Origin of the sequence: Actinopolymorpha sp. NPDC004070 (genome assembly GCF_040610475.1) — a bacterium.
In the GTDB taxonomy this organism is placed as follows: Bacteria; Actinomycetota; Actinomycetes; order Propionibacteriales; family Actinopolymorphaceae; genus Actinopolymorpha.
Genome location: NZ_JBEXMJ010000010.1, coordinates 1 through 23503, shown reverse-complemented (window position 1 = coordinate 23503; position 23503 = coordinate 1). Strand labels below are relative to the sequence as shown.

Here is a 23503-nt window from a genome sequence, read left to right as displayed (position 1 = left end):
GCAGGCTCGATAGTTTCAACTCTGCCAGCGATACACAAGACCCTTTCCGCGTTATGCCGCGGAAAAGTCCATGTCGGTTACGTCACAAACCAGGCCCATCGGTCACCCAGTGTAATTTTGATCTACACGCACCGAACATGTCGCCGCAAACCACACAGCATATCGACGGGCCGGCGCGGCCCTCGCGGCGGCGTCCACCGGTCCCGTGGTAGGTAACCTTCGCGGTATGTCCCGCCGTCGTCCCAGTACCTCACCGAAGTCGTCGACGCCCGCCGCCGCGACCGCCGGCTCCGCCGGGAAGAGCTCCGGTGGACGACCGGGGCGGCCCCAGAAGGGGCAGACGGCGCACCGGCCGGCAAACCCACACCCGACCGGACAGCCGGTCGAACACCCGGTCGAACAGCCGCCGGAGGCGGGCTCCCGGCCGCAACGCACGCCGGCCACGTTGTACGTCGCGGCGGTCGTGGTCGTCCTGGAAGCACTGGGTGCGGTGGTGGCCGGCGGCTGGCTGACCGTCGAGGCGATCATCACCCGCACTCGCGGGATGGGAATCGCCGCCAGCGCGGGCGTGTTCGTGCTCGCCGCCGGGGTAGGACTTGGGTTTCTGGCATGGGGTCTGCTGCGCGGCCGTCGATGGAGTCGCGGTCCGGTGGTCGCGATCCAGTTGCTGATGCTGCCGCTGGGCTACGAACTCCTGTCGGGGAGCACGACCGTCGTCGGCGCGAGCATGCTGGCGACGGCGATCCTCACGCTGGTGCTCGTACTCGCGCCCCCCTCGACCGCCGTCTTCCGGGACTAGGTCGTCGGCCCGGGAGAGCCGGGAAAGCCGGGAAAAGAACGCCGCGTGTGCATGTGGTGGTGCGCGGCGGCGATTCCGTCTTGTCAGTCCTGCAACAGGCGTTCGCGAAGTTGCGCGAGCGTGCGCGACAGCAATCGGGACACGTGCATCTGCGAGATGCCGACCTCGGCCGCAATCTGTGATTGCGTCATGCCCTTGAAGAACCGCAGCAGCAGAATGCGCTTCTCCCGCTCGGGAAGCTGCGACAGCAACGGCCGCAGGGCCTCGCGGTATTCGACACCTTCCAGCGCCTCGTCCTCGGTGCCGAGGGAGTCCACGACCGCGGGTGCGTCGTCCTGCCCCTGGTCGGGTGCGTCGAGGGACAACGTGCTGTAGGCGTTGGCCGACTCGAGCCCCTCGAGGACCTCCTCCTCGCGCACACCGAGCTTGCCCGAGAGCTCCCCGACCGTCGGTGCGCGGCCGAGTTCCTGGGTGAGGTCGCCGGTCACGGTGGCGAGGGACAGCCGCAGTTCCTGCAGTCGGCGGGGAACCCGGATGGCCCAGCCGCGGTCGCGGAAGTGCCGCTTGAGCTCACCGACGATGGTGGGTGTCGCGTACGTGGAGAACTCCACACCGCGTTCGGCGTCGAACCGGTCCACCGACTTGATCAGGCCGATCGTGCCGACCTGCACCAGGTCGTCCAGCGGCTCACCACGGTTGCGGAACCTGCGGGCGAGATGCTCGACCAGCGGCAGGTGCATTTCCACGAGGCGGTCGCGGACCTTGGCTCGGCGCGGGTCGTCGCAGTCGAAGCGCGCGAGGTGGGCGAAGAGCTCGCGGGTCAGCGTCCGGGTGTCGAGCACCCGGTCCAGGCCTGGCAGGTCTTCGGGTGCCGACCCGAAATCGTGCGTCACTGGGTGTTCGATCATTTCTCTGCCGAGCCTCTTCCCCGTGGCGGTAACTCCGCCGAGGTGCCGCCGGACGACGCGGCGCTGCCCTCGGGCGACGTACCGGATTCGCCAGTGTTCTTGTGGTGACCTCGACCGCGCTGGCTGCGCGCGTCGTCGAGGGTGCGGACGGCGCCACCCGATGGGGGCACCAGGCCCGCGGTCTCGCCACGCTTGGTCAGCGTGACGGTGGCCCGCTGGTGTTCGGGCTCTACGAGGGTGTCGACCTGGCCGGCGAGTGCGGTGAGCACTGTCCAGGAGAAGGAGTTACGGGCGGGCACCCGCGGGTTGCGCGAGTGGACCGTGACCGCGACGGTGAGCTCGTCACCGGAGAGTTCGAACCGGCATCGCAGTTGCGTCCCGGCCACTGCCTGGTGGAGCAGGAGCGCGCTCGCCTCGTCGACCGCGATGCGCAGGTCCTCGATCTCGTCGAGGGTGAAGTCGAGTCGGGCTGCCAACGCGGCTGCCGTTGTGCGGAGGACCGAGACGTACGCGGTTCGTGCGGGTACGCCGAGCTCCACGACATCTGTGTCCTGGTCGCCTTGTTCCGCCTCGGCGCTGTGCGGTACCTCGGTCACTGGGGGTTCCTCCGCAGGTGGTTGCAGGGGGCGCTCGACGGGTGTGCGCGCGAGGGTCCGGGTGCGCGTCGTCGAGATGGCCGAACCTGTCGGTCGGGCCTTCGGTCGCGGGCTTCGGTCGGGACAGCCCCACCGTACGCCGGGAGACTACCTGCTGGCGGCAGGTTTGGCGACGGGGAGTGCCAATCGCATCGCTACACGTGACAACGTGATGTGGAGCTTCGAAGTGTGGTGGCGCGTCGGTGCGGCGTGTCGACGCGGTGTGTCGGTGCGCGCAGATCTGCGCGCCGGCGGAAAGCACGAACCGCACCGCTCCCGCGTCGCGGGAGTCGGTGCGGTTCGTGGCCGGGTGCTCGGGCGTGCGGTCGCCGTCGCCGGGACGCGGTCAGGCTGCCTTCTTGGTCTCCCAGAAGATGTCCGCGATCTCGTCGATCTTGGCGAGCAGTTCGTCGGCGACCTTGAGGTCGGCCGAGCCCTTGGTGCCCGAGGCGCCGGCGAGCTTGGTGGCCTCGTTGACGAGCGTGTGCAGCTGCGGGTACTTCTCGAAGTGCGGCGGCTTGAAGTAGTCGGTCCACAGCACCCACAGGTGGTGCTTGACCAGCTCTGCCCGCTGCTCCTTGATCAACAACGCCCGAACCCGGAAGTCGGGGTCGGAGTTGCCATCGAGCTTCTTGATGATCTCCTTGACCGACTGGGCCTCGATCCGTGCCTGGGCCGGGTCGTACACCCCGCACGGCAGATCACAGTGTGCCGAGACTTCCACTGCCGGTGCGATCAGACGCGAAAACATCCTCGCCCTTCCTTCCCAACCGTGTCTGGGTGGTTTGGTTCCCTTGCAACGTCTTGTGACACTACTACCGCATTCAAACACTGGTGAGCGGGGGAGCTTGTGCCGCGGTTCGGAATTGCCGTCGTACGCGGACGGTCCATGCAACCGACGCTACGGGACGGAGACCGGCTGGTGGTGCGCTACACCGGCGTCGCGGGCGTTTCCGCGCCCACGGGCAACGCGGAGCCCGGGAGAAGCACCGGGGGAAGTACCGAGGAGAGGGCGGCGGGGGAGCCCGAGGTCGTCGTGCGGCCGGGTTCTCTGGTCCTGGTCCGGCTGCCGCACCGTCCGCTGTCGGTGAAACGGCTGGTCCGCCGCGAGCCCGAGGGCTGGTGGGTGGAGCGGGACAACCCGTACGAAGGTGTCGACTCCTGGCAGGTCGGCGCGGTGCCCCCGCAGGATCTGGTCGCCGTCGTGGTCAGCCGGCTCCGGCTCCTCAACGCCGTCGCCCGCCGGGTGCGGGCCCGCCGCGCCGGCCGCGGGCAGCGGCACTGACGCGGAGCCGCCCCCGGCGGTAGGGGGCGCAGGGCAGGCCGCGGGTCAGCGGCCCGCCCGGTCCTCCTCGGTGCGCACGTGCAGGACGCGCTGGAGGAAGGCGCGGGTGCGTTCGTGCCGCGGGTCGGTGAGCACCTCCGACGGCCTGCCGGACTCCACCACCACGCCGTCGTCCATGAACACCACCGTGTCGGCGACGTCGCGGGCGAACCCCATCTCGTGCGTGACGACGACCATGGTCATGCCGTCCAGCGCGAGCTGGCGCATCACCTCCAGCACCTCGCCGACGAGCTCGGGATCCAGCGCCGAGGTCGGCTCGTCGAACAGCATCAGCTTCGGCCGCATGGCGAGCGCGCGGGCGATGGCCACCCGCTGCTGCTGGCCGCCGGACAACTGGGCCGGGTACTTCCGCATGTGGTCGCGCAGGCCCACCCGCTCCAGCAGATGCTCGGCGTGTTCGCGGGCGGCCGAGCGCGGCTCGCGTCGCACCCTGACCGGCGCCTCCATGACGTTCTCCACCGCGCTCATGTGCGGGAACAGGTTGAACTGCTGGAAGACCATGCCGATCTCGCGGCGCTGCGCCGCCACCTCGCTCGGCTTCAGCTCGTGCAGCCGGGTGCCACGCTGCTGGTAGCCCACGAGCTCGCCGTCGACCCACAGCCGGCCGCCGTCGATCTTCTCCAGGTGGTTGATGCAGCGCAGGAACGTCGACTTGCCCGAGCCGGACGGCCCGATCACGCAGCACACCTGGCCGCTGGCGACGCCGAGATCGACGCCGCGGAGCACCTCGTGCCGGCCGAAGCGCTTGCGTACCTGTTCAGCCCGCACCATCTCCGCGGTGTTCGGCACGCCCTGGGTGCCGTCGCTCGTGCTCGCCGGTGTCGTCATGAGCCACCTGTCCCACCGCGGCCGAGCCGCATCCAGGTCGTACGGGCTCCACCCGTCGACCGCTCCGAACGGGAGGACGCTCCGCGGGTGAAGTGTCGTTCGACGAAGTGCTGGATCACCATCATCACGCTGCTCATCGCGAGGTACCACAGGCACGCGGCGACCAGCATCGGGAACACCTGGAACGTACGGCTGCCGATGCCCTGCAACTGGAACCAGAGTTCGTACGCCGGGACGTAGGCGACCAGCGCGGTGTCCTTCAGCATCGCGATCGTCTCGTTGCCGGTAGGCGGCACGATCACCCGCATCGCCTGCGGGAGGATGATCCGCCGCAGCGTGAGCGCCCGGGACATGCCGAGCGAACCGGCCGCGTCAAGCTGGCCTTGCGGGATGGACTGGATGCCCGCACGCACGATCTCGGCCATGTAGGCGGCCTCGGACAGCGCGAGGCCCAGGATGGCGGCGACGAAGCCGGAGATGACCGTACGTGCGTCGAAACCGAACAGCCGGCCGTCGACGTCGACGCCCAGCAGGTCCGCCAGCGCCCAGTCGAACGGCACACCGAACTCGAACCGCTTGTAGAGAATGCCGAGGTTGCCGAACAGCACCAGCAGCACGACGCGGGGTACGGCGCGGAAGAACCAGATGTACAGCCAGGCGATCCCGGACAGGATCGGGTTGACCGACAGCCGCATCACCGCGAGCACCACGCCGAGCGCGATCCCGATCGCCATCGCCACGACGGTGAGCGCGATCGAGGTGCGCGCGCCGTCGAGGACCGGCCCGGAGAAGGCGTTGCGGGCCATGAAGTCCCACTGGAACGCGCCGTTCGTGAGCAGCATGTGCACGAACATCGCCGCCAGCACGAGGATCACCGCGCTCGCGGCCCACCGCCACGGGTGGCGGACGGGGACGGCCTCGATGGCGTGCGCCTGCCCGGACGGGGTCTGGGTACGGGCTTCGCTCATGAGGAGGCGGACTCGACCTTCACCTGGTCGGCGGTGATGGCGCCCTTCTGGTTGCCCCACTTCTTGAGGATCTTGGCGTAGGTGCCGTCCTCGATGATCGCCTTGGTGGCGGCGGCGAGCGCGTCGGCGAACTTCTTCTGGTCGCGGCCGACGATGAAGCCGTACGGCGCCTGGCCGTAGGGCTCACCGAGCAAGGCGAGCTTGCCCTGGCTCTGCCGCACGGCGTACACCGCGATCGGAAGGTCGGCGGTCATCGCGTCGTACTTGCCGGTGACGACGTTGCTGGTCACGGTGTCCTGGCCGGGCAGCGCCTGCACGCCGATCTTCGGTTTGCCGGCGGCGACGCACTTCTTCGACCGGGCTTCCAGGTCGGGCACCTCGACGGTGTCCTTCTGCACTCCGACCTGCAGGCCGCAGGCGTTGTCGATGCCGACCTTCTTCGGATTGCCCTTCTCCGTGACCCACTGGATGGGGGAGTTGAAGTAGGAGATCATCAGCACCTGCTTGGTGCGCTCGGGATTGATCGTGAACGACGACACACCCGCTTCGTACTTGCCCGACTGCACCGCCGGCAGGATGTTCCCGAACTCGCTGGGCACCCAGTCGACCCGCAAGCCCAGCTTGGCGGCGATCGCGTCGTACAGCTCGACGTCCATGCCGATCACCGTCTTGCCGTCGGCGTCCATGAACTCGTTCGGCGCGTAGGACGCGTCGGTGCCGACCCGGATCTTCTTGTCCGACTTGATCTCCGCGGGCACCATCGCCGCGAGCTTGCTGTCGGCCTTGGTGGTGACGGTCGGCTTGGCGGCCGAGCCGGACTGGCTGCTGCTGCCACAGCCGGCGAGCACGGTCGCGGCGGTGACGAGCACCGCGCACGAGGCGGTCGCGAAGCGGGTGAACTGCCTGGGCATGGCACGTCCTTTGCGTGTGAACTGCTGGTGCGGAGTGCTGCGGGAGTGGTGCGAGTTCGCGTTGTCCCCCGCGAGGCCGAACATGGTATGACACACTCATCGGATACGGGTGATCCCCGTTTGACGCAGCGACCGACCCGGACCCTCCCGTCGCCGCCGCGGTGTCTTCCTCTCGTACGCCGGCCGGGCACCGAACGCGTGCCCCCGCGTCGATCCGCCCCGTTTCTCCCTCTATTTCGCAGGGTCCTCATGTCGACAGACTCCTTGACAGACTCGTCCGTGACCGGACTTTCGCCGTCCAACCCGGCCCCGCCGCCCGCCGCGTCCATGGGTGGCGAGGAGGATCCGGCGTTCCCCTTCCACCGCGGCGGCAAGCTCGAGGTCGCCTCGTCGGTGCCGTTACGCGGCCGCGACGACCTGTCCCTCGCCTACACCCCGGGAGTCGCCCGGGTTTGTACGGCGATCGCCGAGTCGCCCGAACTCGTCCACGACTTCACCTGGAAGTCCCGTTCGGTCGCGGTCGTCACCGACGGCACGGCGGTGCTCGGGCTCGGCGACATCGGGCCTGAGGCGGCGCTCCCGGTGATGGAGGGCAAGGCCCTGCTGTTCAAGAAGTTCGGCGGGGTCGACGCCGTGCCGATCTGCCTGGACTGCACCGACGTCGACGAGCTGGTGGAGACCGTCGCCCGGATCGCACCGGCGTTCGGCGGCATCAACCTGGAGGACATCGCCGCACCGCGGTGTTTCGAGGTCGAACGCCGACTGCGGGACCGGCTGGACATCCCGGTCTTCCACGACGACCAGCACGGCACGGCGATCGTTGTCCTCGCCGCACTCACCAACGCCCTCGAGCTGACCCGCCGCAAGGCGGTGGACATCCGGGTGGTCATCTCCGGCGCGGGCGCGGCCGGCGTCGCGGTCGCGGCCATCCTGCTCGCGGCCGGTGTGGTCAACATCGTGGTCACCGATCGCGGTGGCGCGCTGCACCCGGGCCGGACCGACCTCAACCCGATCAAGCAGACGCTGGCGCTGACCACCAACCCCACCGGGGCGACCGGCTCGTTGTCCGACGTCCTCGCGGGCGCCGACGTCTTCATTGGCGTGTCGGGCGGGCAGGTCGAGGAGGACCTGGTGGCCGCGATGGCGCCGGACTCGATCGTGTTCGCGCTGGCCAACCCGACCCCCGAGGTGCACCCGGAGGTCGCGGCCCGGCACGCCGCGGTGGTGGCCACCGGGCGTTCGGACTACCCCAACCAGATCAACAACGTGCTGGCGTTCCCGGGAGTGTTCCGGGGCGCGCTGGACGTGCGGGCCAGTGGGATCAGCGAGGCCATGAAGCTGGCCGCAGCCCAGGCGCTGGCCGGGCTCGTCGGTGCGGACCTCGCCGCCGACCGGATCGTCCCCTCGCCGTTCGACGCCCGGGTGGTGCCCGCGGTGGCCGCGGCGGTCGCCGACGCGGCCCGGGCGGAGGGGCTCGCCCGGCGCTGAGTCCGCGTACCCGACCGTGCCGGCCCGGAAGTGGGAGTGCCTGACGGCGCCCGGCCGGGTCGGTAGGGTCGGAGCGTGTTCGCCGCCTATGCCGCACGACTCGACGCCCGTGACCCGCTGTCCGCGCTGGAGTGGGGTGAGCGCCCCGAGCCGGAGCCCGCGCCGGACTGGGTGCGCGTCGACGTCCGGGCCACCGCGCTGAACCACCACGACCTGTGGTCGCTGCGCGGTGTCGGCCTGGCCGAGAAACAGCTCCCGATGATCCTCGGCTGCGACGCCGCCGGGGTGGACGAGGACGGCAATGAGGTCGTCGTCCACGCGATCGTCGGCGACCCGCACTGGCGCGGTGACGAGACGCTGGACCCGCGGCGTTCGCTGCTGTCCGAGCGGCACCCGGGCACGTTCGCCGAGCAGGTGGCGGTGCCCCGCGCCAACCTGGTGCCCAAGCCTGCCTCGCTGTCCTTCGAGGAGGCGGCCTGCCTGCCCACCTCGTGGCTGACGGCGTACCGCATGCTGTTCACCCAGTCCGGGCTGCGGCCCGGCGACACCGTCCTGGTCCAGGGGGCCGGCGGCGGTGTGTCGACCGCGCTGGTGGTGCTCGGCAAGGCCGCCGGCCTGCGGGTCTGGGTGACCGGCCGGGACGAGGCCAAGCGCACGCGGGTGGTGGACGAGCTCGGTGCGGACGCCGCGTTCGAGTCCGGAGCCCGGCTGCCCGAGCGGGTCGACGCGGTGATGGAAACCGTCGGCGAGGCCACCTGGAGCCACTCGCTGAAGGCGCTGCGGCCGGGCGGGACGCTGGTGTGCTCGGGGGCCACGAGCGGTCCGAACCCGCCGGCCGAGCTGAACCGCATCTTCTACCTCGGCCTGCGCGTGGTCGGTTCGACGATGGGTACGCGTGACGAGCTCGCCGCGCTGCTCCGGCTGTGTGACCAGTCCGGCGTCCGGCCGGTGATCGACCGGGTGCTGCCGTTGTCGCAGGTGAAGGACGGGCTGGCGGCGATGGCCGACGGCGACCTCTTCGGCAAGGTCGTCTTCACCGTCCAGCCGTAGCACAGGGCCCGGCGAAGTTCCGGCGTACTGTCCGGCCTCCCGGCGCTTCGTCGCCGGCTGTGTCAGGGGCCGAGCACGCCAGGGCTCACTCGTCCTCGTCGTCCAGGCGGGCCAGCCAGGTGGCCAGGCGCTCGATCGGCGTCTCGAACTCGGGGTTGAGATCGACGAACTCCTGCAGCCGTCCAGCCAGCCAGGCGAGCGACACCTCGTCGTCTCCCCGGCGGTCGGACAGCTCCTCGATTCCGCGGTCGGTGAAGTACATCGTGGCTACGAACTCCGGTCTGCGAACCTCGTGGTGTGGTGCCCGGCGGCTCAGCCGAACACGCTGTCGAACAGCGCGGCCTGCTCGGTCTTGTGCACCGAGCCCGAGCCGACGGCCGGTGCCGCCGAGGCGGGCCTGGCGGCCAGGCGTACGGACTGACCTAGCTGGGGCACGAAGTTGAGCGCCATGTGCGGCCAGGCACCCTGGTTGGCCGGCTCGTCCTGCGCCCACACCAGGTCTCGCGCACCGTCGAACTTCGCCAGCTCCGCCCGCAGCGCCTCGGCCGGCAGGGGGCTCAGCTGCTCCACCCGGACGATCGCGGTGCGCGGCTCGGCACCCTCGCGCCGCTTGCGCTCGGCGAGCAGCTCCCACGCGATCTTGCCCGAGCACATGACGACCCGTTCGACGTTGCCCGGGTCCACGGTGTCGTCGCCGATCACCGGAAGGAACCGGCCCTTGGTGAACTCCTCGGGCTTGCTGGTCGCCGCCTTGCTCCGCAGCATCGACTTCGGAGTGAAGACGACCATCGGCCGGTGCACGGCACCCAGGCTGTGCCAGCGCAGCAGGTGGAAGTAGTTGACCGGGGAGGACGGCTGGGCGACGGTCATCGAGTCGTCCGACGCGAGCTGCAGGAACCGCTCGATGCGGGCGGAGGAGTGGTCGGGCCCCTGGCCTTCGTACCCGTGCGGAAGCAGCAACACGACGCCGGACAGCTGGCCCCACTTGGCCTCACCGGCGGAGATGAACTCGTCGATGATGGTCTGCGCGCCGTTGTGGAAGTCGCCGAACTGCGCCTCCCACAGCACCAGCGCGTCCGGCCGGGCCACGGAGTAGCCGTACTCGAAGCCCATCGCGGCGAACTCGCTGAGCAGGGAGTCGTAGATGTAGAACGGCCCCTGGTCCTCGTCGAGGTTCTGGAGCGGTGTCCACTCCTCGCTGGTGTGCCGGTCGACGATGGTCGCGAACCGCTGGACGAACGTGCCCCGCCGGCTGTCCTGACCGGCCAGCCGGACCGGCCGGCCTGCCATCAGCAGGGAGCCGAAGGCGATGATCTCCGCGGTGGCCCAGTCGATCGGGCCGTCGGTGATCGCCGCCGCCCGGCGCTGCAGCTGCGGCAGCACCTTCGGGTGGACGGTGAACCCCTCCGGCGTGGACACGTGCGCGTCCGCGATCCGCTTCAGCGTCTCCAGCGACACCGAGGTGTCCGCCTCGGCCGCCGGCTTCTCGGGGTAGTCCGGCGCGGTGAAGTAGTCGTCCGACGGTGCGTTCTTGGCGGCCCGGACCTCGGCGAACACCCGCTCGAGGCGTTCCTGGTAGTCGCGGAGGGCCTGCTCGGCCTCCTCCACGGAGATGTCGCCGCGCCCGATCAGGGCCTCGGTGTAGAGCTTGCGGACCGAGCGCTTGCCCTCGATCAGGTCGTACATCCTCGGCTGGGTGAACGACGGGTCGTCGGTCTCGTTGTGGCCCCGGCGGCGGTAGGAGATGACGTCGATCACGACGTCCTTGTGGAACGTCTGGCGGTACTCGAACGCCAGCCGGGCCACCCGGATGCACGCCTCGGGGTCGTCGCCGTTGACGTGGAAGATCGGCGCCTGGATCATCCGCGCGACGTCGGTGCAGTAGGTCGAGGAGCGCGACGCTGTGGGCGAGGTGGTGAAGCCGACCTGGTTGTTGACGATCACGTGGATCGTTCCGCCGGTGCGGTAGCCGCGCAGCTGGGAGAGGTTGAGCGTCTCCGCCACCACGCCCTGCCCGGCGAACGCCGCGTCACCGTGCACGAGCACCGGAAGGACCGGGAACTCCAGGCCGCGGTTGAGGATGTCCTGCTTGGCGCGGGCGATGCCCTCCAGCACCGGGTCGACGGCCTCGAGGTGGGAGGGGTTCGCGGCCACGGACACCTTGATCTTGGCGCCGCTGTCCGCGGTGAACTCGCCCTCCGCGCCGAGGTGGTACTTCACGTCGCCGGAGCCCTGGATCGTCCGCGGGTCGATGTTGCCCTCGAACTCGCGGAAGATGTGCGCGGCCCGCTTGCCGGCGATGTTGGCGAGGACGTTGAGCCGGCCGCGGTGGGCCATGCCGATCGTGACCTCGTCCAGGCCCGCCATCGCGGCCTGCTCGCACACCTCGTCCAGCAGCGCGATCGCCGACTCGCCGCCCTCCAGGCTGAACCGCCGCTGGCCGACGTACTTCGTCTGCAGGAAGGTCTCGAACGCCTCGGCCTGGTTGAGCTTGGACAGGATGCGCAACTGCTCCTGCTGCGGCAGCCGGTCCTGCGGACGCTCCACGCGGTCCTGGATCCAGCGCCGCTCGTCCGGCTCCTGGATGTGCATGTACTCGATGCCGACGGTGCGGGAGTACGCGTCGCGCAGCAGCCCGAGGATGTGCCGCAGCATCATGAACCGCTTGCCGCCGCCGAAGCTGCCGGTGGCGAACTCGCGGTCGAGGTCCCACAGCGTCAGGCCGTGGGTCACCACGTCGAGGTCCTCGTGCCGGCGGACCTTGTAGTCGAGCGGGTCGGTGTCGGCGATCAGGTGCCCGCGCACGCGGTAGGCGTGGATGAGCTCCAGCACCCGGGCCTGCTTGCCGATCTCGTCGTCGTGCGAGGTCGGGATGTCGGACACCCAGCGCACCGGCTCGTACGGGATCCGCAGCGCGGCGAAGATCTCGTCGTAGAACTCCTCGTCGCCGAGGAGGAGCTGGTGCACCCGCCGGAGGAACTCACCGGACTGTGCGCCCTGGATCACCCGGTGGTCGTAGGTGGAGGTGAGGGTCATCACCTTGCTCACCGCGAGACGGTTCATCGTCTCCTCGGCGGCACCCTGGTAGGCGGCGGGGTACTCCATCGCGCCGACGCCGATGATCGCGCCCTGCCCGGCCATCAGCCGCGGGACCGAGTGGCTGGTGCCGATCGTGCCCGGGTTGGTGAGGCTGATCGAGGTGCCCCGGAAGTCCTCGACGGTGAGCTTGTTGTTGCGTGCGCGGCGTACGACGTCCTCGTACGCGCTCCAGAAGGACGCGAAGTCGAGCGTCTCGGCGGCCTTGATGTTGGGGACCAGCAGCTGGCGGGAGCCGTCGGGCTTCTGGATGTCGATCGCCAGGCCGAGAGCGAGGTGGGGTGGCTTGACCAGGGTGGGCTTGCCGTCGACCTCGGTGAAGCCGTAGTTCATCTCCGGCATCGACCGGACCGCCTTGGCGATCGCGTAGCCGATGAGGTGGGTGAAGCTGACCTTGCCGCCGCGGGAGCGGGCGAGGTGATTGTTGATGACGATGCGGTTGTCGATGAGCAGCTTCACCGGCACCTGACGCACGCTCGTCGCGGTCGGGACGGCCAGGCTCTCCTGCATGTTCTTGGCCGTACGGGCCGCGGCGCCGCGCAGGGGGACGAGCTCGGGCTCGGCAGCCTTGGTCTCCTCGGCAGCCGGAGCGGCGGGCTTGGCGGGAGTGGACTTGGCGGGAGTGGACTTGGCCGGGGTGGACTTGGCCGGCGCGGCCTTGGCGGAAGGGGCCCTGCTCGGCGCTGACTTCTCCGGAGCCGGCTTGGCGGGGGCCGCCTTGGTGGGAGCGGAGGAATTCGGCCGACCGGACGGGGCCTGCTTCTCGGTGCTCGGCTTCTCGGTGCTCGACCGAGCGGGTGCGGCCGAGGTGCCGTTCGTCCCGGACGCGCCACCGGACCCTTTGGCCTTGGCCGAGCCAGCTCCGGTGCCCGCGTCGGCGCCGCTGCCGTTGCGGTCGGGCTGGTAGTCGCGGAAGAAGGCCAGCCAAGCCTTGTCCACGGAGTCAGGGTCGTTCAGGTAGCGCTGGTACATCTCGTCGACGAGCCACTCGTTCGTCCCGAACTGGGACAGCGGGTCGTTGTGCGAGGACTGGGACGCCACGGCGTTGATCGCCTCTTCCGCTCACCATGATCGTTTGGACCGATTGTTCGGCTTCCGGGACCCAAGCCTAGTCGCCGAGTCCAACTCCGTTGGTCCCGGAGCAGTGGTTTTGGTTACGAGCCGGACCCCGGCCGGCGACACCGCGTGGGCAACCGCCCACACGGTGTCGCCGGCCCGGGCTTCGGGCCTGGTCAGCGGCGGTCTTCGGGAAGCTCCGAGGCCGCCAGGACAGACCGGAACAAGCTGCGGTAACGGCGCATGATCGACAGCAGCTCGTCGGTGCCGAGGTCGGCGTCCTCGCGCCAGTCGCGCTCGATGCGGTCGCGGTGCTCGGTGAAGGTCGAGGTGACGAACACCATCGCCTCCCCGACGAGCAGGCCGGCCTCGTGCGCGGCGTCGCGCGGGTCGTCCAGGAGCTTGGCCTGGGCGTCCAGCCACCGCTGCTGGAGATCGTCGATCCGGCGCCGGCGTTCGGCGTCGTCCCCGTCGGCCTCGACCCTGTCGCCCGGCCTGTCGGCCTCGACCCTTTCGCCGGGCCGGTCGCCGGACCGAAGGGCCGCCTCGTCCGGTTCGCTCGAGCCGTCCGGGGCGTGCGTGCCGTCCGTGACGTCCGAGGCGCCCGGGAAGACCGGCACGTCCGAGGTGCCCGGGCTGTCGACCGTGCCCGGGGTGGACGGGCCGGCGGGGCTGTCCGGGTCGTCCGACCTGTGCGGGCGGCCCAGGGCGTTCGGGCGGTCGAGGGCGTTCGGGCTGTCCGGGGCGTCCTGGCGGTCACGGTCCGGCACCCGCTCCGCACCCGCGGAGTCGTGGTCGTCATTCGGCCCGGACCGGCTGTTCCGCTCGGGTCCCACGGGCGACCCGGGGACCTCCGGCGACTCCGGCGACTCGGACCCGCCGGTGAACGGACGTTCGGTCACCTCGTCGCCCGCTGCCTCGTGGTCGCGGCCTGCCGGTGCCTGGCCCCGCCGCTCACCGCCGAACTCGGTGCCCGAACGGTCGTCGTCCGGTCGGTCCAGGTCGGTTCGGCTCGCGCCGGAGTGCTCCACGTCGGGGCGCTCGGCCTCGGAGTGTCCGGCGTCGGCTCGCCCGGCCTCGGACTGCTCCGCGTCGGGGCGCTCGGTCTCGTGGCGCTCGGTCTCGTGGCGCTCGGTCTCGGGGCGCTCGGTCTCGTGGCGCTCGGCGTCGTGCCGGCCGAACGGGCCGCCGCCGGGAGCCTGCGGCGGCTCACCGCCCCAGGCGGGCTCACCCTCCGAGCCCGGCCGGGTTCGCCGGAACCCCGGCCGCTCGGGCGCTTCTGCGTCGCCGCCGTCAGTCCGGAACGGACCTGGCGCCTGCGCGGGCCGGCCCATCGCGTGAACGCGGTCCTGCGGGCCGGTGCGGAAGTCGCTCGGGGGAGTACGGAGTCCGCGCGGGGTGAATGCCGCCTCGAAGTCGTCCTGCTGCCTGGCCTCGACGCCGGCCAACCGGGATCCCGGCTGGTGCGGACCGGGCCCGAACCCCTGGCGTTCCTGGTCGTGGCCCGGCTCGGGGCGCCGGCCGTGCTCGGGGGCGTAGTCCTGGCCGCCGCGCTCGTGCCCGCGCTGGTCCTCCGGGCGCTGGTCGTCCGGGGCTCCGTCACGCGGGCCGTCGTCCGGCGGGAACGGCCGGAACGCCTGGGTCTGGTCGTCGTACTGCTCGTTGTCCTCGCTGTCCTCAGGCGGCGAGGTGAGCCGCTCCAGCCACGACTTCCGGCCCTTCTGGACGTCCTTCATCGAACGTTCCTCCCACCTGCGAAAGCTGTTGGATTACGAAGGTTCGACCGCTTGGTCCCGGGCAGCCTCCAGCACGTGTGACCCGCTGTCAAGCGCGGCTCCGAACCGCTGCCGAGCACCCCGCCGGCCCGCGTTCGTGCCTGCCGGGACGGGTGCCGAACGGGCTCTCCGCATGTCCTCGGCAGCTGTTCCGGCACGCCTTCGACAGGCCTCCCGACAGGCCGGTCATACGTCTCGCCGGGAGCGAAATCGGGGTACCTTGGGCGAAAGTTTCTCCTCGTCGGGCCCGGCGACCCATCGGCCGGCCAGGCCGCCGCCCGGCCCGACGGTCGGCTTCGTCACGGGGTGAGGCGGATGAGGACCGGGGTGACCAACACGCCGGCGCGTGGCCGGTCTGCCGGCGTGCCGCGCTCGCTCCTCCCGAACGCACACGACGCCGACCGGGAGTCCGCGCGCAAGCCGTGGGTCGGTCGTTCGTACGCGCATCTGGTGTTTCCGGTGCCGCATCTGGACGAGCATCACCGCGAACTCCTCGACCGGGCGGTCCGCGGCCAGGTCGGCGGTGAGGGAAACGACACCGGCGAGATCCGGGCCGGCCGGGGCGAGCGCACCTGGCAGGTGGTCAACGCCGAGGCCGACGCCGAGCCCGGCCTGCCGGTGCTACGTCGGCAGTGGAGACATCCGGGCGGTGACTCGCTGCTGCTGGTGGTCCTCGGGTGGTATCCCCTGGTGGTGACCGTGGGAGCGGAGTCGGCGGCCTCCATCCGTGCCCGCCGAGCCCTGCGCCGCGTGGTGGACGCCGCGGAGTCCGCAGGTGCGCGAACGCTGCCCGACGCCGACCTGTCGCGGGTGCTGGCGCAGAGCCGCGAACGCTGGGAACGCGCGGTCGCGCTCCGCCAGGTGATCGAGGAACGCCGTACCTGGCTGGAGTGCCGTCACTGCCGCGGCTGTGGCGAATGGTCGGCGTACGGCGTACTCCACTGCCGTGGATGTGCGCGCAGGTTCGCACCGGCCGACGATGCGGAGCGGGACGAGCGGGGCCGGATCGCGGCGGAGGAGTCGGCCCGGGCCGAACGCGAGCTGGCCGAGCTGGGTTCGGGTGCCGGGTTGTTCGCCGACTGGCCGGCCACACCCCGTGCCACCGCCGACACCGCCGACCGGGCCACCGACCGGGGCGCGGACCGGTGACCGGCGAGCGGTGGGGCTGGGAGCTGCGGGCGCCCGAGGTGGCGCCGCCGAAGCCCTTCACCGACCAGCCACCCGGACTCCCACCCGCCGACGCGCCGTGGCTGACCAGGCTGGCCGGTCGCCGCGACCGCACGCCGCTCGGCTGGTGGTCGCACGTACGCCGGGTCTGCGGGCTCGCCCTGTGCGCCGGTGCGACGTGGCTGTCCACGGCGCTGACCGGCGACGTCGGGCACTGGACGACCGGGATTCTCGGCGTGGTCACGGCGGTCGTGGGCTACTTCACCGTCCGCCCGCTCGCCCTGCCGTGGTGGAGCGACCTGCGCTACCGCCGCTGGCGGCGCTCCGTGCTTGCCGACCAGGGTCCCGTGCTCGCCCAGACCCGCGACTGGGCACGCCGGCGAGCAGAGCACGAACGCGTACGGACGGCCGCCGAGCGCCCCCAGCGCTGGGAGCCGGTGCGTCCGGTGACCACCCACCGGGTCGACGTCTACGGCGGTGATCCCGAGGGTGCGGGCGCGCTGCTGCTGAGCGTGGCGGGTTCGCTGCTGGACACCGGCGCCGAGGTCACGGTGGTGGACCTGTCCCAGGACGGCATCTCCCACCCGGTGACCCGGCGGGCCCGCGAGGATCGCCGGAGGGTCGAGGAGGTCCTGCTTCCCGACGGACTGGCTGACCTCGGCCTGCTCGCCGGCCTGTCCGCCGAGGACGTCGGCGGGGTGGTCGCGGAGGCGGTGCACGTGACCGAACGCGAGCGGGGTCCGGGCGGCGATCGCACGCTTGACGCCACGCTGATCGAACAGGTCTGCGGTTGTCTTCGCGGCCCGCTGACGTTCACCCGGCTGCACGCTGCCGTCCGGGTGGTGGCCTACCAGGAGGCCTGCCCGCAGCAGTTGACGCGGGAGGAGTACGACCGGCTGGCCGGCCTGCTGGGCGAGGGTGCCCGGCGGTCCACCGAGGCCCGGTTGTTCCGGCTGGCCGCGGCGTTGCAGCGGCTCGCGGCGCTGGAGTCGGAGTCCCGGGCCGGCGCCGAGGCGGGTGCCGGCGCCGAGGCCGGCTCGCAGTCCCGTATGCGCGTCCGGTCGTCCTCGCCCGGCGCCGCCGAGTCTCCCGCCCTGAAGGTCTGGGAGCTGTCCGAACGCGTCGGCGACCTGGCCGGTGACCTGCTCGCCCACGTGGTGTTCCAGGTGCTGCTGTACCGCCTGCGCGGTGCGGAGGACGGTGACACGTCATCCCGCCGGGTGGTGGCGCTGGTCGGCGCGGACCGGTTCCGTCGTACGCACATCGAACGCCTGGACCGGCTGGCCCGCCGGCGCGGTGTCCGCCTCGTACTGCTCTTCCGGCACCTGCGCGAGGACGCGGTGGAGGTGCTCGGCGGCGGAGAGGCGGTGATGTTCCTGCGGCTCGGCAACGCGCGGGAGGCCGAGCAGGCCGCGGCGTTCATCGGCCGAGACCACCGCCTGGTGCTCAGCCAGTTCACGGTGTCGCGCAGTGCCGGCCTGGCCACGACGGTGGGCACGTCCCGCGCCGACAGCGTGAGCGACCAGCAGGCCAAGACCAGCGGGCGGCAGTGGTCGCGCAGCCGGGAGTACCACTACGGCGCGCTGATGGACTTCCCGCACGACTCCGGTGCCCGCACCAGGATGGACCAGTCCTCGACCTCCACCGGGCGGAGCACGTCGGCGACCACCGGAACCAGCCGGTCGGAGCAGTCCGCCACCACCGAGGGCCAGGCGATGGGCTACCAGCGGGTGTACGAGTTCAGCGTGGAGCCCGCGTTCCTGCAGTCGCTGTCGCCGACGGCGTTCGTGCTCGTCGACCCTCGCGACCCGGGCAGCCCCCGGCTGGGCGACTGCGAGCCCGAACTCTCCCAGGAACAACGCGACACGACGACGTCTCTTCGCAAGCCGGAGTTCGAGGTGGGGGAGATCGGTCCGCGGGTGGGAGAGGAGCTCCGCGCGCGGCTGGCCCGGTCGACGGGGCTGCCGGACGTGGCGGCGTTCGCAGGCCGCGAGTTGCCGGAACCCACCGGTCTGCCGCGCGCCTCGGCCGGGCAGAGTGCACCCGGCGGTGAGCCGGTCCCCTCCGCCGACCAGGTGACGCACGACGACCTGATGCGCGACGACGACCTGATGCGCGACAACGATCTGGTGCGCGACGACCTGCCTTCCGGCGGCGGCTCGGCGACCGAGGGGCACCGGGCCGCGGAGGAGTACGACGTTCGCGAGGAGTACGTACCGCGTGAGGACCAGTTGCCGCGCGAGCGGTGGGAGGGGATGTTCCGCCGCCGGCCGGACCGGGACGAGCGCCCGGACTGAAGCACGTTCCGGTAGGTCGAGATGCACCGACCGCGGGCGCGCCCTGCTGTGCGCGACCCGAACGACCGGCGGGTGACATTCCATTCATGATCACTTCCGTGCCCGGCCTGGTATTTCGGCAGCGCGCATTCCAGCTCTGTGTTCGGCAGTACGAATTTTGGCGGTACGAATTTGGCGGTACGAATTCCGCAGACGCATTTCGGCAGGGCGCATGTGAGTCGGCTCGATCGGGTGCCCTCCGGGCGGTCCGTGTTCGTTCGGCCGCGTGTTCCCGAATCGTCTCCAATCGACCGGATCGCCTTGTGGGGAAGGAGTCAGAGGCGGCGGGCGTTCATGTTCCGGTCAACCCGGACTGTCGTGATCTGTCCTTTGTCGAACAATTGGTGATTGTCTTTCCATAAGGGTCCGGCCTCCGGTCAACAATGTGAAAAAGGTGCGGGACCCGGTGGTCGCGGGCCATAGTCGAAGAAGGTTCCCGGCCGTCACCCGTACTGGGTGGGCTGCGTCGCGTTCTCTGGGGCGGAAGGGGAGGGGAATGCCTGCGAGGTCCGAGACGGGCGGCGTGGGCTCCTCGACATCCTCGCTGATCCCGCACGCACGCCGTCCGTCGTCCGCACTGCAGGGTTTCCTTGACGCCAAGGTGACGGTGCCCGCGCCGACCGTGCCGGTGCTCCCGCGCCCACGGTTGTTCGCCGCGCTGACCGCCGCCACGGAGCGCCGGGTGACGGTCGTGAACGCCTCCGCGGGTACGGGCAAGACGATGTTGCTCGCCTCGTGGCTGCGCTGGTCTGCCAACCAGCGTGCGGCCTGGGTTTCGTTCGACAGAGGCGACAACGAGCCGAAGTTCTTCTGGGCGTACGTCGTGGAGTCCCTGCGGCGTGCGTGCGGCGCCGAGGACGCGGCGGTCCTTGCCGACCTCGGCGGGTCGGATCTGGGCGGTGAGGAGTTCCCGCGGCGGTTCCTGGACGCGGCGGCCCAGCTACGCGAACCCGTGGTCCTGATCGTGGACCAGGCGCACGAGATCACCGACTGGCGGCTACTGGCCGGACTGGAGACAGTGCTCCGGCACGGCCCGGCGAGCCTGCGGCTGGTGCTCGCCGGGCGCGGACAGCCGGCGCTTCCGCTGGCCCGGCTGCGGGTGGCGGGTGAGCTCGCCGACCTCGGTTCGGCCGACCTGGCCTGCACCTGGGAGGAGGCCCGCGAGCTGCTGGCGGCCTACGGCGTCCAGGCCGACGACACCCAGATCTCCCGGGTGTGGCGGCGTACCGAGGGCTGGACGACCGGACTGCGGCTGGCCGCCCTGTGGTGGCAGGCACAACCGGCGGCGGATCGGGACCTGGCGGGCTTCACCGGCGACGAGCCGCTGGTCGCCGGATACCTCGACGACGAGATCCTGCGCCCGCAACCGCCCCTGGTCCGGGAGTTCCTGCTGGCGACCTGCCTGGTCGAGCCGGTGTGCGGGAACCTCGCCGACGCGATGACCGGCGAGTGCGACGGCGCCCTGACGCTGGAGGCACTCGACCGGGACAACGCACTGGTCAACGGCGTCGGCGCGGGGCGGGTGTGGTTCACGTACGCGCCGCTGCTGCGGGAGTTCCTGACGTACCGGCTGCGCCGGGAACGGCCGGCGCAGGAGCCGGAGCTTCGGTGCCGTGCCGCGCGGTGGTACGCGGGTGCCGGGATGGTGGCGGATGCGGTGCGCTGTGCGGGGGCCGCGCGGGACTGGGCGCTCACCGGCGAGATCCTCGGGCGGGACGGCAACCGCGTCTTCGCCAACGGCGAGGGGGCCGAGCTCGAGCCGCTGCTGGCGTCGATCCCCGCGCAGGACGTCGCCGCGCACGCCGATCTCGCCGCCGCATGCGCGCACGTACGGCTGAACGCGGGCGACCCGGACGGCGCGGAGGCCCTGCTCCGGCTGGCCGAGGAGGTACGCCCCGCCACCGACAGGACGGACGACGGAGACGAGGCTGAGGATGCCGATGACGCGGACGGGCGGCAGGTGCTCGTCCGGTCGTTGCGCACCGCGCAGCTGCGGCTCCGGCAGACCTGCCTGCGCGGCCGGGTCGCACCGGCGGACGTGGCGCGCGGCCGCGAGCTTCTCGACCGGGCCCGCACGGCGGGGGTCGCCGCGGACCGCCAGGCCGACGTGGGCGCGCTGGCGTACTGGGTCGGGGTCGCCGACCTCTGGCGCGGTGATCTGCCCGCGGCGAAGGAGGCGTTCGCGCACGCTCTCGGCCGGTTGACCGCTGGTGGGCTGCACCGCTGGGAATGTCGTACGCGCGACTGGCTGGCCCTGCTGAACGCGCTGGAGGGCCGGCTGGCGGCGGCCGAGGAGGCGCTGCGCGCCGGGGCGGAACGTGGAGGCGGAGCGCCGGGCTCCCGTCCCGCCGGCGCGGAGGCGGGCCCGGCCGGCGAGCGGGCACCCGACACCCGGCCGGGCCTCTCGCTCGTACGGGACCTGGCCCGCGCCGCGATCGAGCTGGAACGGGACCGGCTCGACCAGGCCTGGGCACTCCTCGAACACCACCGTCACGGGGGAACCCGGATCGCGGCGTCCACCGCGTCCACGGCCACGGCCGCGGCGGGAACCGACGGCGCGAGCCCCACGGACCCGGCCGACCGGATGGACGCGAGACCTCCTGCGGCCGCCGACGATCCCGCCGACCCGCCGGTGGGCGACCTGCTCGGAGTACTCCGCGCCCGGATCCTGCTCTACCGCGGCGACCTCGGGGCGGCGCGGACCGAACTCGCCGCGACCAGGGACGCCGCCGGCCGGCTGCATCCTGTGGTCGACCAGGCGGCCACACTGCTCGAGGTGGAGATCTCCACCCATGAGGGAGCGGCCGAGCGGGCCGCTGAACTCCTCGGCGGGCTGCGCGCCGGAACCGCTCCGGCCGGCAGCGCCCGGGCGGACGGCGCCCAGGCGGACGCCGACCCGCCCGCGGCCGTACTCGTCGCCGAGGGACGCACGTTGCTGGCGACTGGCGAACCCGCCGCGGCGCTCGCCTCCGTCGCGCCGTGTCTGGACGCCGAGAGGTCTCCGGCCCCGCTGGACACCGTGGCTGCCCTGCTGGTGGCGGCGACCGCGCAGCGCCGGCTGGGTGCCCAGGCGCCGGCGGGTGAGTACCTCGAACGCGCTCTCGCACTGGCCGAGCGCGACGAGCTGGTCCGGGTCTTCCTCGACGCCGGCCGGGGAGTGCGCGCGCTGCTCACCGTGGTGGTGGCGCCGGAAGGCCGGCACGCGGCGTTCCGCAGTGCGCTGCTGCACCGGTTCGACGTGGCCCCGGCGGCCGGCTGGAAGGCCAAGCCGAGCGAACAGGCGATCCGGCTCACCGCGAGCGAGCGCGCGGTCCTGCGCTACCTGCCCTCCCACCTGACCAACGAGGAGATCGCCCAGGACCTGTGCCTGTCGGTGAACACTGTCAAGTCACACTTGCGCACGCTCTACCGCAAGCTCGGGGTGACCTCCCGGCGAGAGGCGATCGCCCGCGCTCTGCAGATCGACCTGTTGCGCTGATTGCCTTGTTTCAAAGGCATCCGGACATAGCGGCCGGGACGGTCCCGGTTTCCCGGCACCGTCCCGGCCGCTGCTTTTCGAGTGCTTGCTTCTCCCGGTCAGTCACGCAGCGCCGAGAGTTCGCGGCCGTGCACCGACAGGGCGTAGATGACGAGGATGTCGACCGCGATCATGATGGCCGACCAGATCGGGAACGCCGCGAGCGCGAGGAAGTTCGCCAGCAGGCTGATCGCCGCGATCACGATACCGGCGTACCGTGCCCAGGTCTGTCCCGCGAGGAGCGCGAGACCGGTGACCACGAGCAGGGCGGCCAGCCCGATGTGGAACCATCCCCAGGCGGTGTAGCCCCAGGGAATGATCAGTCCGCTGCTGGCGACCAGGAAGTAGGTCGTCTTGAACAGGCTGGTGAAGCCCCAGATCGCCTGGAGGCATCCCAGGACGATCAGGACGACTCCGGCGTAGACCAGCCAGCCGACGCCTTGCGCTGCCGCCTCGGGCATGGTGCTCATTCGGCCACCTCGCCCCTCGGCTTCGGCCTCGGCGGACCGGCGTGCCTTGGGCACCGTGGCCTGGGCTTCCGCCTGCTTGGTCTGGCCCGTCTCGCGCCCGGTGTCACGCGCGTGCTCGGCCTGGCCCTGTGCCTGCTGTGCCCGCTGGCGACCTTCCTGCGCCGGCGTGCCCATGTCGCCGTGTTCAGTCATGGCCCATAACCCCCTGGTGGTTCGCGCCCTCCGTTCGACGGAGGGGTCCACACACCACGCTGCGTGCAGACCCCGGCCCGCCACCTCACCCGGACGGGGTGAACTCCTGCCACCGCTCGGCGAGCGTGCTGGGGGTGCGCCGCGTACGTGCTCCAGCGTGCGGGCGGGTGCGGTGCGCCCGCGCCACCCCATCCGGGTGAACCCGAAGGTCCCGGTGCACAGGAGACCTGCAGCTTCGCAGTCCCGGCCCGCCGGGTACTTGGATCCCACTCCGGCCGCTGCGTCTGTTGTTGCCCGCTTGGGCGGCGAACACTGGACCGAGACCCCACGTGAGGACGGACATCATGGCGAAAGCGGTTGGTATCGATCTGGGTACGACGAATTCGGTGATTGCTGCGGTGGTGGATGGGACGGCCACTGTGGTTCCGAATGCGGAGGGGCAGCGGACGACGCCGTCGGTGGTGGCGTTCACCGAGGGTGGTGAGCGGTTGGTGGGTCAGTTGGCGCGGCGGCAGGCGATCTTGAATCCGAAGGGGACGATCACGTCGGCGAAGCGGTTCATTGGGCGGCGGTTTGAGGAGGTGAGTAGCGAGGTTCATGCGGTGTCGTTTGATGTGGTGCCCGGCCCGGATGGTGCGGTGCGGTTCAGCGTGCATGGGAAGTTGTATTCGCCGGAGGAGATTTCTGCGCTGGTGTTGCGGAAGTTGGCTGAGGATGCGGGGAAGTTCCTTGGTGAGAAGGTGAACGAGGCGGTTATCACGGTGCCGGCGTATTTCAACGATGCGCAGCGTCAGGCGACCAAGGATGCGGGGCGGATCGCGGGTCTTGAGGTGTTGCGGATCATCAACGAGCCGACGGCGGCGGCGCTGGCGTATGGGTTGGACAAGAAGGGGCATGAGACGGTCCTGGTGTTCGATCTGGGTGGTGGGACGTTCGATGTGAGCCTGCTTGATGTGGGGGAT

Annotated in this window: 17 protein-coding genes and 1 pseudogene; 8 read left to right on the top strand and 10 right to left on the bottom strand. The window is 71.1% G+C overall.

What is annotated here, in order from left to right; genetic code table 11:
* Positions 1-226: 226 nt before the first annotated feature.
* Positions 227-799, top strand: a complete 573-nt coding sequence (locus ABZV93_RS18690) for a hypothetical protein (RefSeq protein ID WP_354937422.1) — start codon at positions 227-229, stop codon at positions 797-799.
* A gap of 83 nt (positions 800-882) precedes the next feature.
* Here the strand turns inward: ABZV93_RS18690 and ABZV93_RS18685 are convergent, their stop codons facing one another.
* From ABZV93_RS18685 to sodN, 3 genes and pseudogenes are all read right to left on the bottom strand, one after another.
* Entirely contained in the window at positions 883-1692 is an 810-nt protein-coding gene (locus ABZV93_RS18685; RefSeq protein WP_354937420.1) for an RNA polymerase sigma factor SigF, read from the bottom strand.
* 245 nt (positions 1693-1937) lie between these two features.
* Positions 1938-2303, bottom strand: a pseudogene (locus ABZV93_RS18680) (anti-sigma regulatory factor); the annotation flags it as partial.
* 385 nt (positions 2304-2688) lie between these two features.
* Positions 2689-3093 carry a superoxide dismutase, Ni gene (sodN, locus tag ABZV93_RS18675; protein WP_354937417.1) on the bottom strand — a complete coding sequence of 135 codons (405 nt, stop codon included), beginning with the start codon at positions 3091-3093 and terminating at the stop codon, positions 2689-2691.
* 138 nt (positions 3094-3231) lie between these two features.
* Here sodN and ABZV93_RS18670 point away from each other — a divergent pair, with 138 nt between their 5' ends.
* Positions 3232-3627, top strand: a complete 396-nt coding sequence (locus ABZV93_RS18670) for a peptidase S24 (protein ID WP_354937414.1) — start codon at positions 3232-3234, stop codon at positions 3625-3627.
* A 45-nt stretch (positions 3628-3672) separates the two neighbouring features.
* Here ABZV93_RS18670 and ABZV93_RS18665 read toward each other — a convergent pair whose 3' ends face one another.
* The 3 genes from ABZV93_RS18665 to ABZV93_RS18655 are packed head-to-tail and all read right to left on the bottom strand — an operon-like array spanning position 3673 to position 6394.
* A complete protein-coding gene (locus ABZV93_RS18665; protein ID WP_354938180.1) occupies positions 3673-4458 on the bottom strand; it encodes an amino acid ABC transporter ATP-binding protein in 786 nt (261 codons plus the stop codon).
* Positions 4459-4511: 53 nt separating this feature from the next.
* Positions 4512-5483 carry an amino acid ABC transporter permease gene (locus ABZV93_RS18660; RefSeq protein WP_354937411.1) on the bottom strand — a complete coding sequence of 324 codons (972 nt, stop codon included), beginning with the start codon at positions 5481-5483 and terminating at the stop codon, positions 4512-4514.
* Positions 5480-6394 (bottom strand): ABC transporter substrate-binding protein, encoded by a 915-nt coding sequence (locus ABZV93_RS18655; RefSeq protein WP_354937408.1) that lies wholly within the window; start codon positions 6392-6394, stop codon positions 5480-5482. The genes ABZV93_RS18660 and ABZV93_RS18655 overlap by 4 nt, the downstream gene beginning before the upstream one ends.
* A gap of 327 nt (positions 6395-6721) precedes the next feature.
* Between ABZV93_RS18655 and ABZV93_RS18650 the strand changes: the two genes are divergently transcribed.
* Complete coding sequence (locus ABZV93_RS18650; protein ID WP_354938177.1) at positions 6722-7882, top strand: NADP-dependent malic enzyme; 1161 nt, start codon at positions 6722-6724, stop codon at positions 7880-7882.
* A 75-nt stretch (positions 7883-7957) separates the two neighbouring features.
* Positions 7958-8932 carry a zinc-binding dehydrogenase gene (locus ABZV93_RS18645; protein ID WP_354937405.1) on the top strand — a complete coding sequence of 325 codons (975 nt, stop codon included), beginning with the start codon at positions 7958-7960 and terminating at the stop codon, positions 8930-8932.
* Between the two features lie 85 nt (positions 8933-9017).
* On the opposite strand, the gene ABZV93_RS18640 is transcribed toward ABZV93_RS18645, so the two are convergent.
* The 3 genes from ABZV93_RS18640 to ABZV93_RS18630 form a co-directional block, all read right to left on the bottom strand.
* Entirely contained in the window at positions 9018-9194 is a 177-nt protein-coding gene (locus ABZV93_RS18640) for a DUF6104 family protein (RefSeq protein WP_179786819.1), read from the bottom strand.
* 50 nt (positions 9195-9244) lie between these two features.
* Positions 9245-13069: a multifunctional oxoglutarate decarboxylase/oxoglutarate dehydrogenase thiamine pyrophosphate-binding subunit/dihydrolipoyllysine-residue succinyltransferase subunit gene (locus ABZV93_RS18635; RefSeq protein WP_354937401.1), complete on the bottom strand. Its 3825-nt coding sequence runs from the start codon at positions 13067-13069 to the stop codon at positions 9245-9247.
* 191 nt (positions 13070-13260) lie between these two features.
* A complete protein-coding gene (locus ABZV93_RS18630; protein ID WP_354937398.1) occupies positions 13261-14820 on the bottom strand; it encodes a hypothetical protein in 1560 nt (519 codons plus the stop codon).
* 366 nt (positions 14821-15186) lie between these two features.
* Between ABZV93_RS18630 and ABZV93_RS18625 the strand changes: the two genes are divergently transcribed.
* The 3 genes from ABZV93_RS18625 (at position 15187) to ABZV93_RS18615 (ending at position 21840) form a co-directional block, all read left to right on the top strand.
* Positions 15187-16008, top strand: a complete 822-nt coding sequence (locus ABZV93_RS18625) for a hypothetical protein (RefSeq protein WP_354937395.1) — start codon at positions 15187-15189, stop codon at positions 16006-16008.
* Complete coding sequence (locus tag ABZV93_RS18620) at positions 16005-18323, top strand: hypothetical protein (protein WP_354937392.1); 2319 nt, start codon at positions 16005-16007, stop codon at positions 18321-18323. The genes ABZV93_RS18625 and ABZV93_RS18620 overlap by 4 nt, the downstream gene beginning before the upstream one ends.
* Before the next feature lie 535 nt (positions 18324-18858).
* Entirely contained in the window at positions 18859-21840 is a 2982-nt protein-coding gene (locus ABZV93_RS18615) for a LuxR C-terminal-related transcriptional regulator (RefSeq protein ID WP_354937389.1), read from the top strand.
* Between the two features lie 98 nt (positions 21841-21938).
* Here ABZV93_RS18615 and ABZV93_RS18610 read toward each other — a convergent pair whose 3' ends face one another.
* Positions 21939-22541 (bottom strand): hypothetical protein, encoded by a 603-nt coding sequence (locus tag ABZV93_RS18610; RefSeq protein WP_354937387.1) that lies wholly within the window; start codon positions 22539-22541, stop codon positions 21939-21941.
* Positions 22542-22885: 344 nt separating this feature from the next.
* Between ABZV93_RS18610 and ABZV93_RS18605 the strand changes: the two genes are divergently transcribed.
* On the top strand, positions 22886-23503 hold a 618-nt coding region (locus tag ABZV93_RS18605; protein WP_354937384.1), incomplete at its 3' end, for an Hsp70 family protein.

Excerpts from the sequence above, each read along its gene's own strand:
- ABZV93_RS18640 (WP_179786819.1), bottom strand. The coding sequence starts at position 9,194 with ATGTACTTCACCGACCGCGGAATCGAGGAGCTGTCCGACCGCCGGGGA.
- ABZV93_RS18655 (WP_354937408.1), bottom strand. The coding sequence starts at position 6,394 with ATGCCCAGGCAGTTCACCCGCTTCGCGACCGCCTCGTGCGCGGTGCTC.
- sodN (WP_354937417.1), bottom strand. The coding sequence starts at position 3,093 with ATGTTTTCGCGTCTGATCGCACCGGCAGTGGAAGTCTCGGCACACTGT.
- ABZV93_RS18630 (WP_354937398.1), bottom strand. The coding sequence starts at position 14,820 with ATGAAGGACGTCCAGAAGGGCCGGAAGTCGTGGCTGGAGCGGCTCACC.
- ABZV93_RS18650 (WP_354938177.1), top strand. The coding sequence starts at position 6,722 with ATGGGTGGCGAGGAGGATCCGGCGTTCCCCTTCCACCGCGGCGGCAAG.
- ABZV93_RS18660 (WP_354937411.1), bottom strand. The coding sequence starts at position 5,483 with ATGAGCGAAGCCCGTACCCAGACCCCGTCCGGGCAGGCGCACGCCATC.
- ABZV93_RS18670 (WP_354937414.1), top strand. The coding sequence starts at position 3,232 with ATGCAACCGACGCTACGGGACGGAGACCGGCTGGTGGTGCGCTACACC.
- ABZV93_RS18615 (WP_354937389.1), top strand. The coding sequence starts at position 18,859 with ATGCCTGCGAGGTCCGAGACGGGCGGCGTGGGCTCCTCGACATCCTCG.
- ABZV93_RS18690 (WP_354937422.1), top strand. The coding sequence starts at position 227 with ATGTCCCGCCGTCGTCCCAGTACCTCACCGAAGTCGTCGACGCCCGCC.
- ABZV93_RS18665 (WP_354938180.1), bottom strand. The coding sequence starts at position 4,458 with ATGGTGCGGGCTGAACAGGTACGCAAGCGCTTCGGCCGGCACGAGGTG.
- ABZV93_RS18610 (WP_354937387.1), bottom strand. The coding sequence starts at position 22,541 with ATGACTGAACACGGCGACATGGGCACGCCGGCGCAGGAAGGTCGCCAG.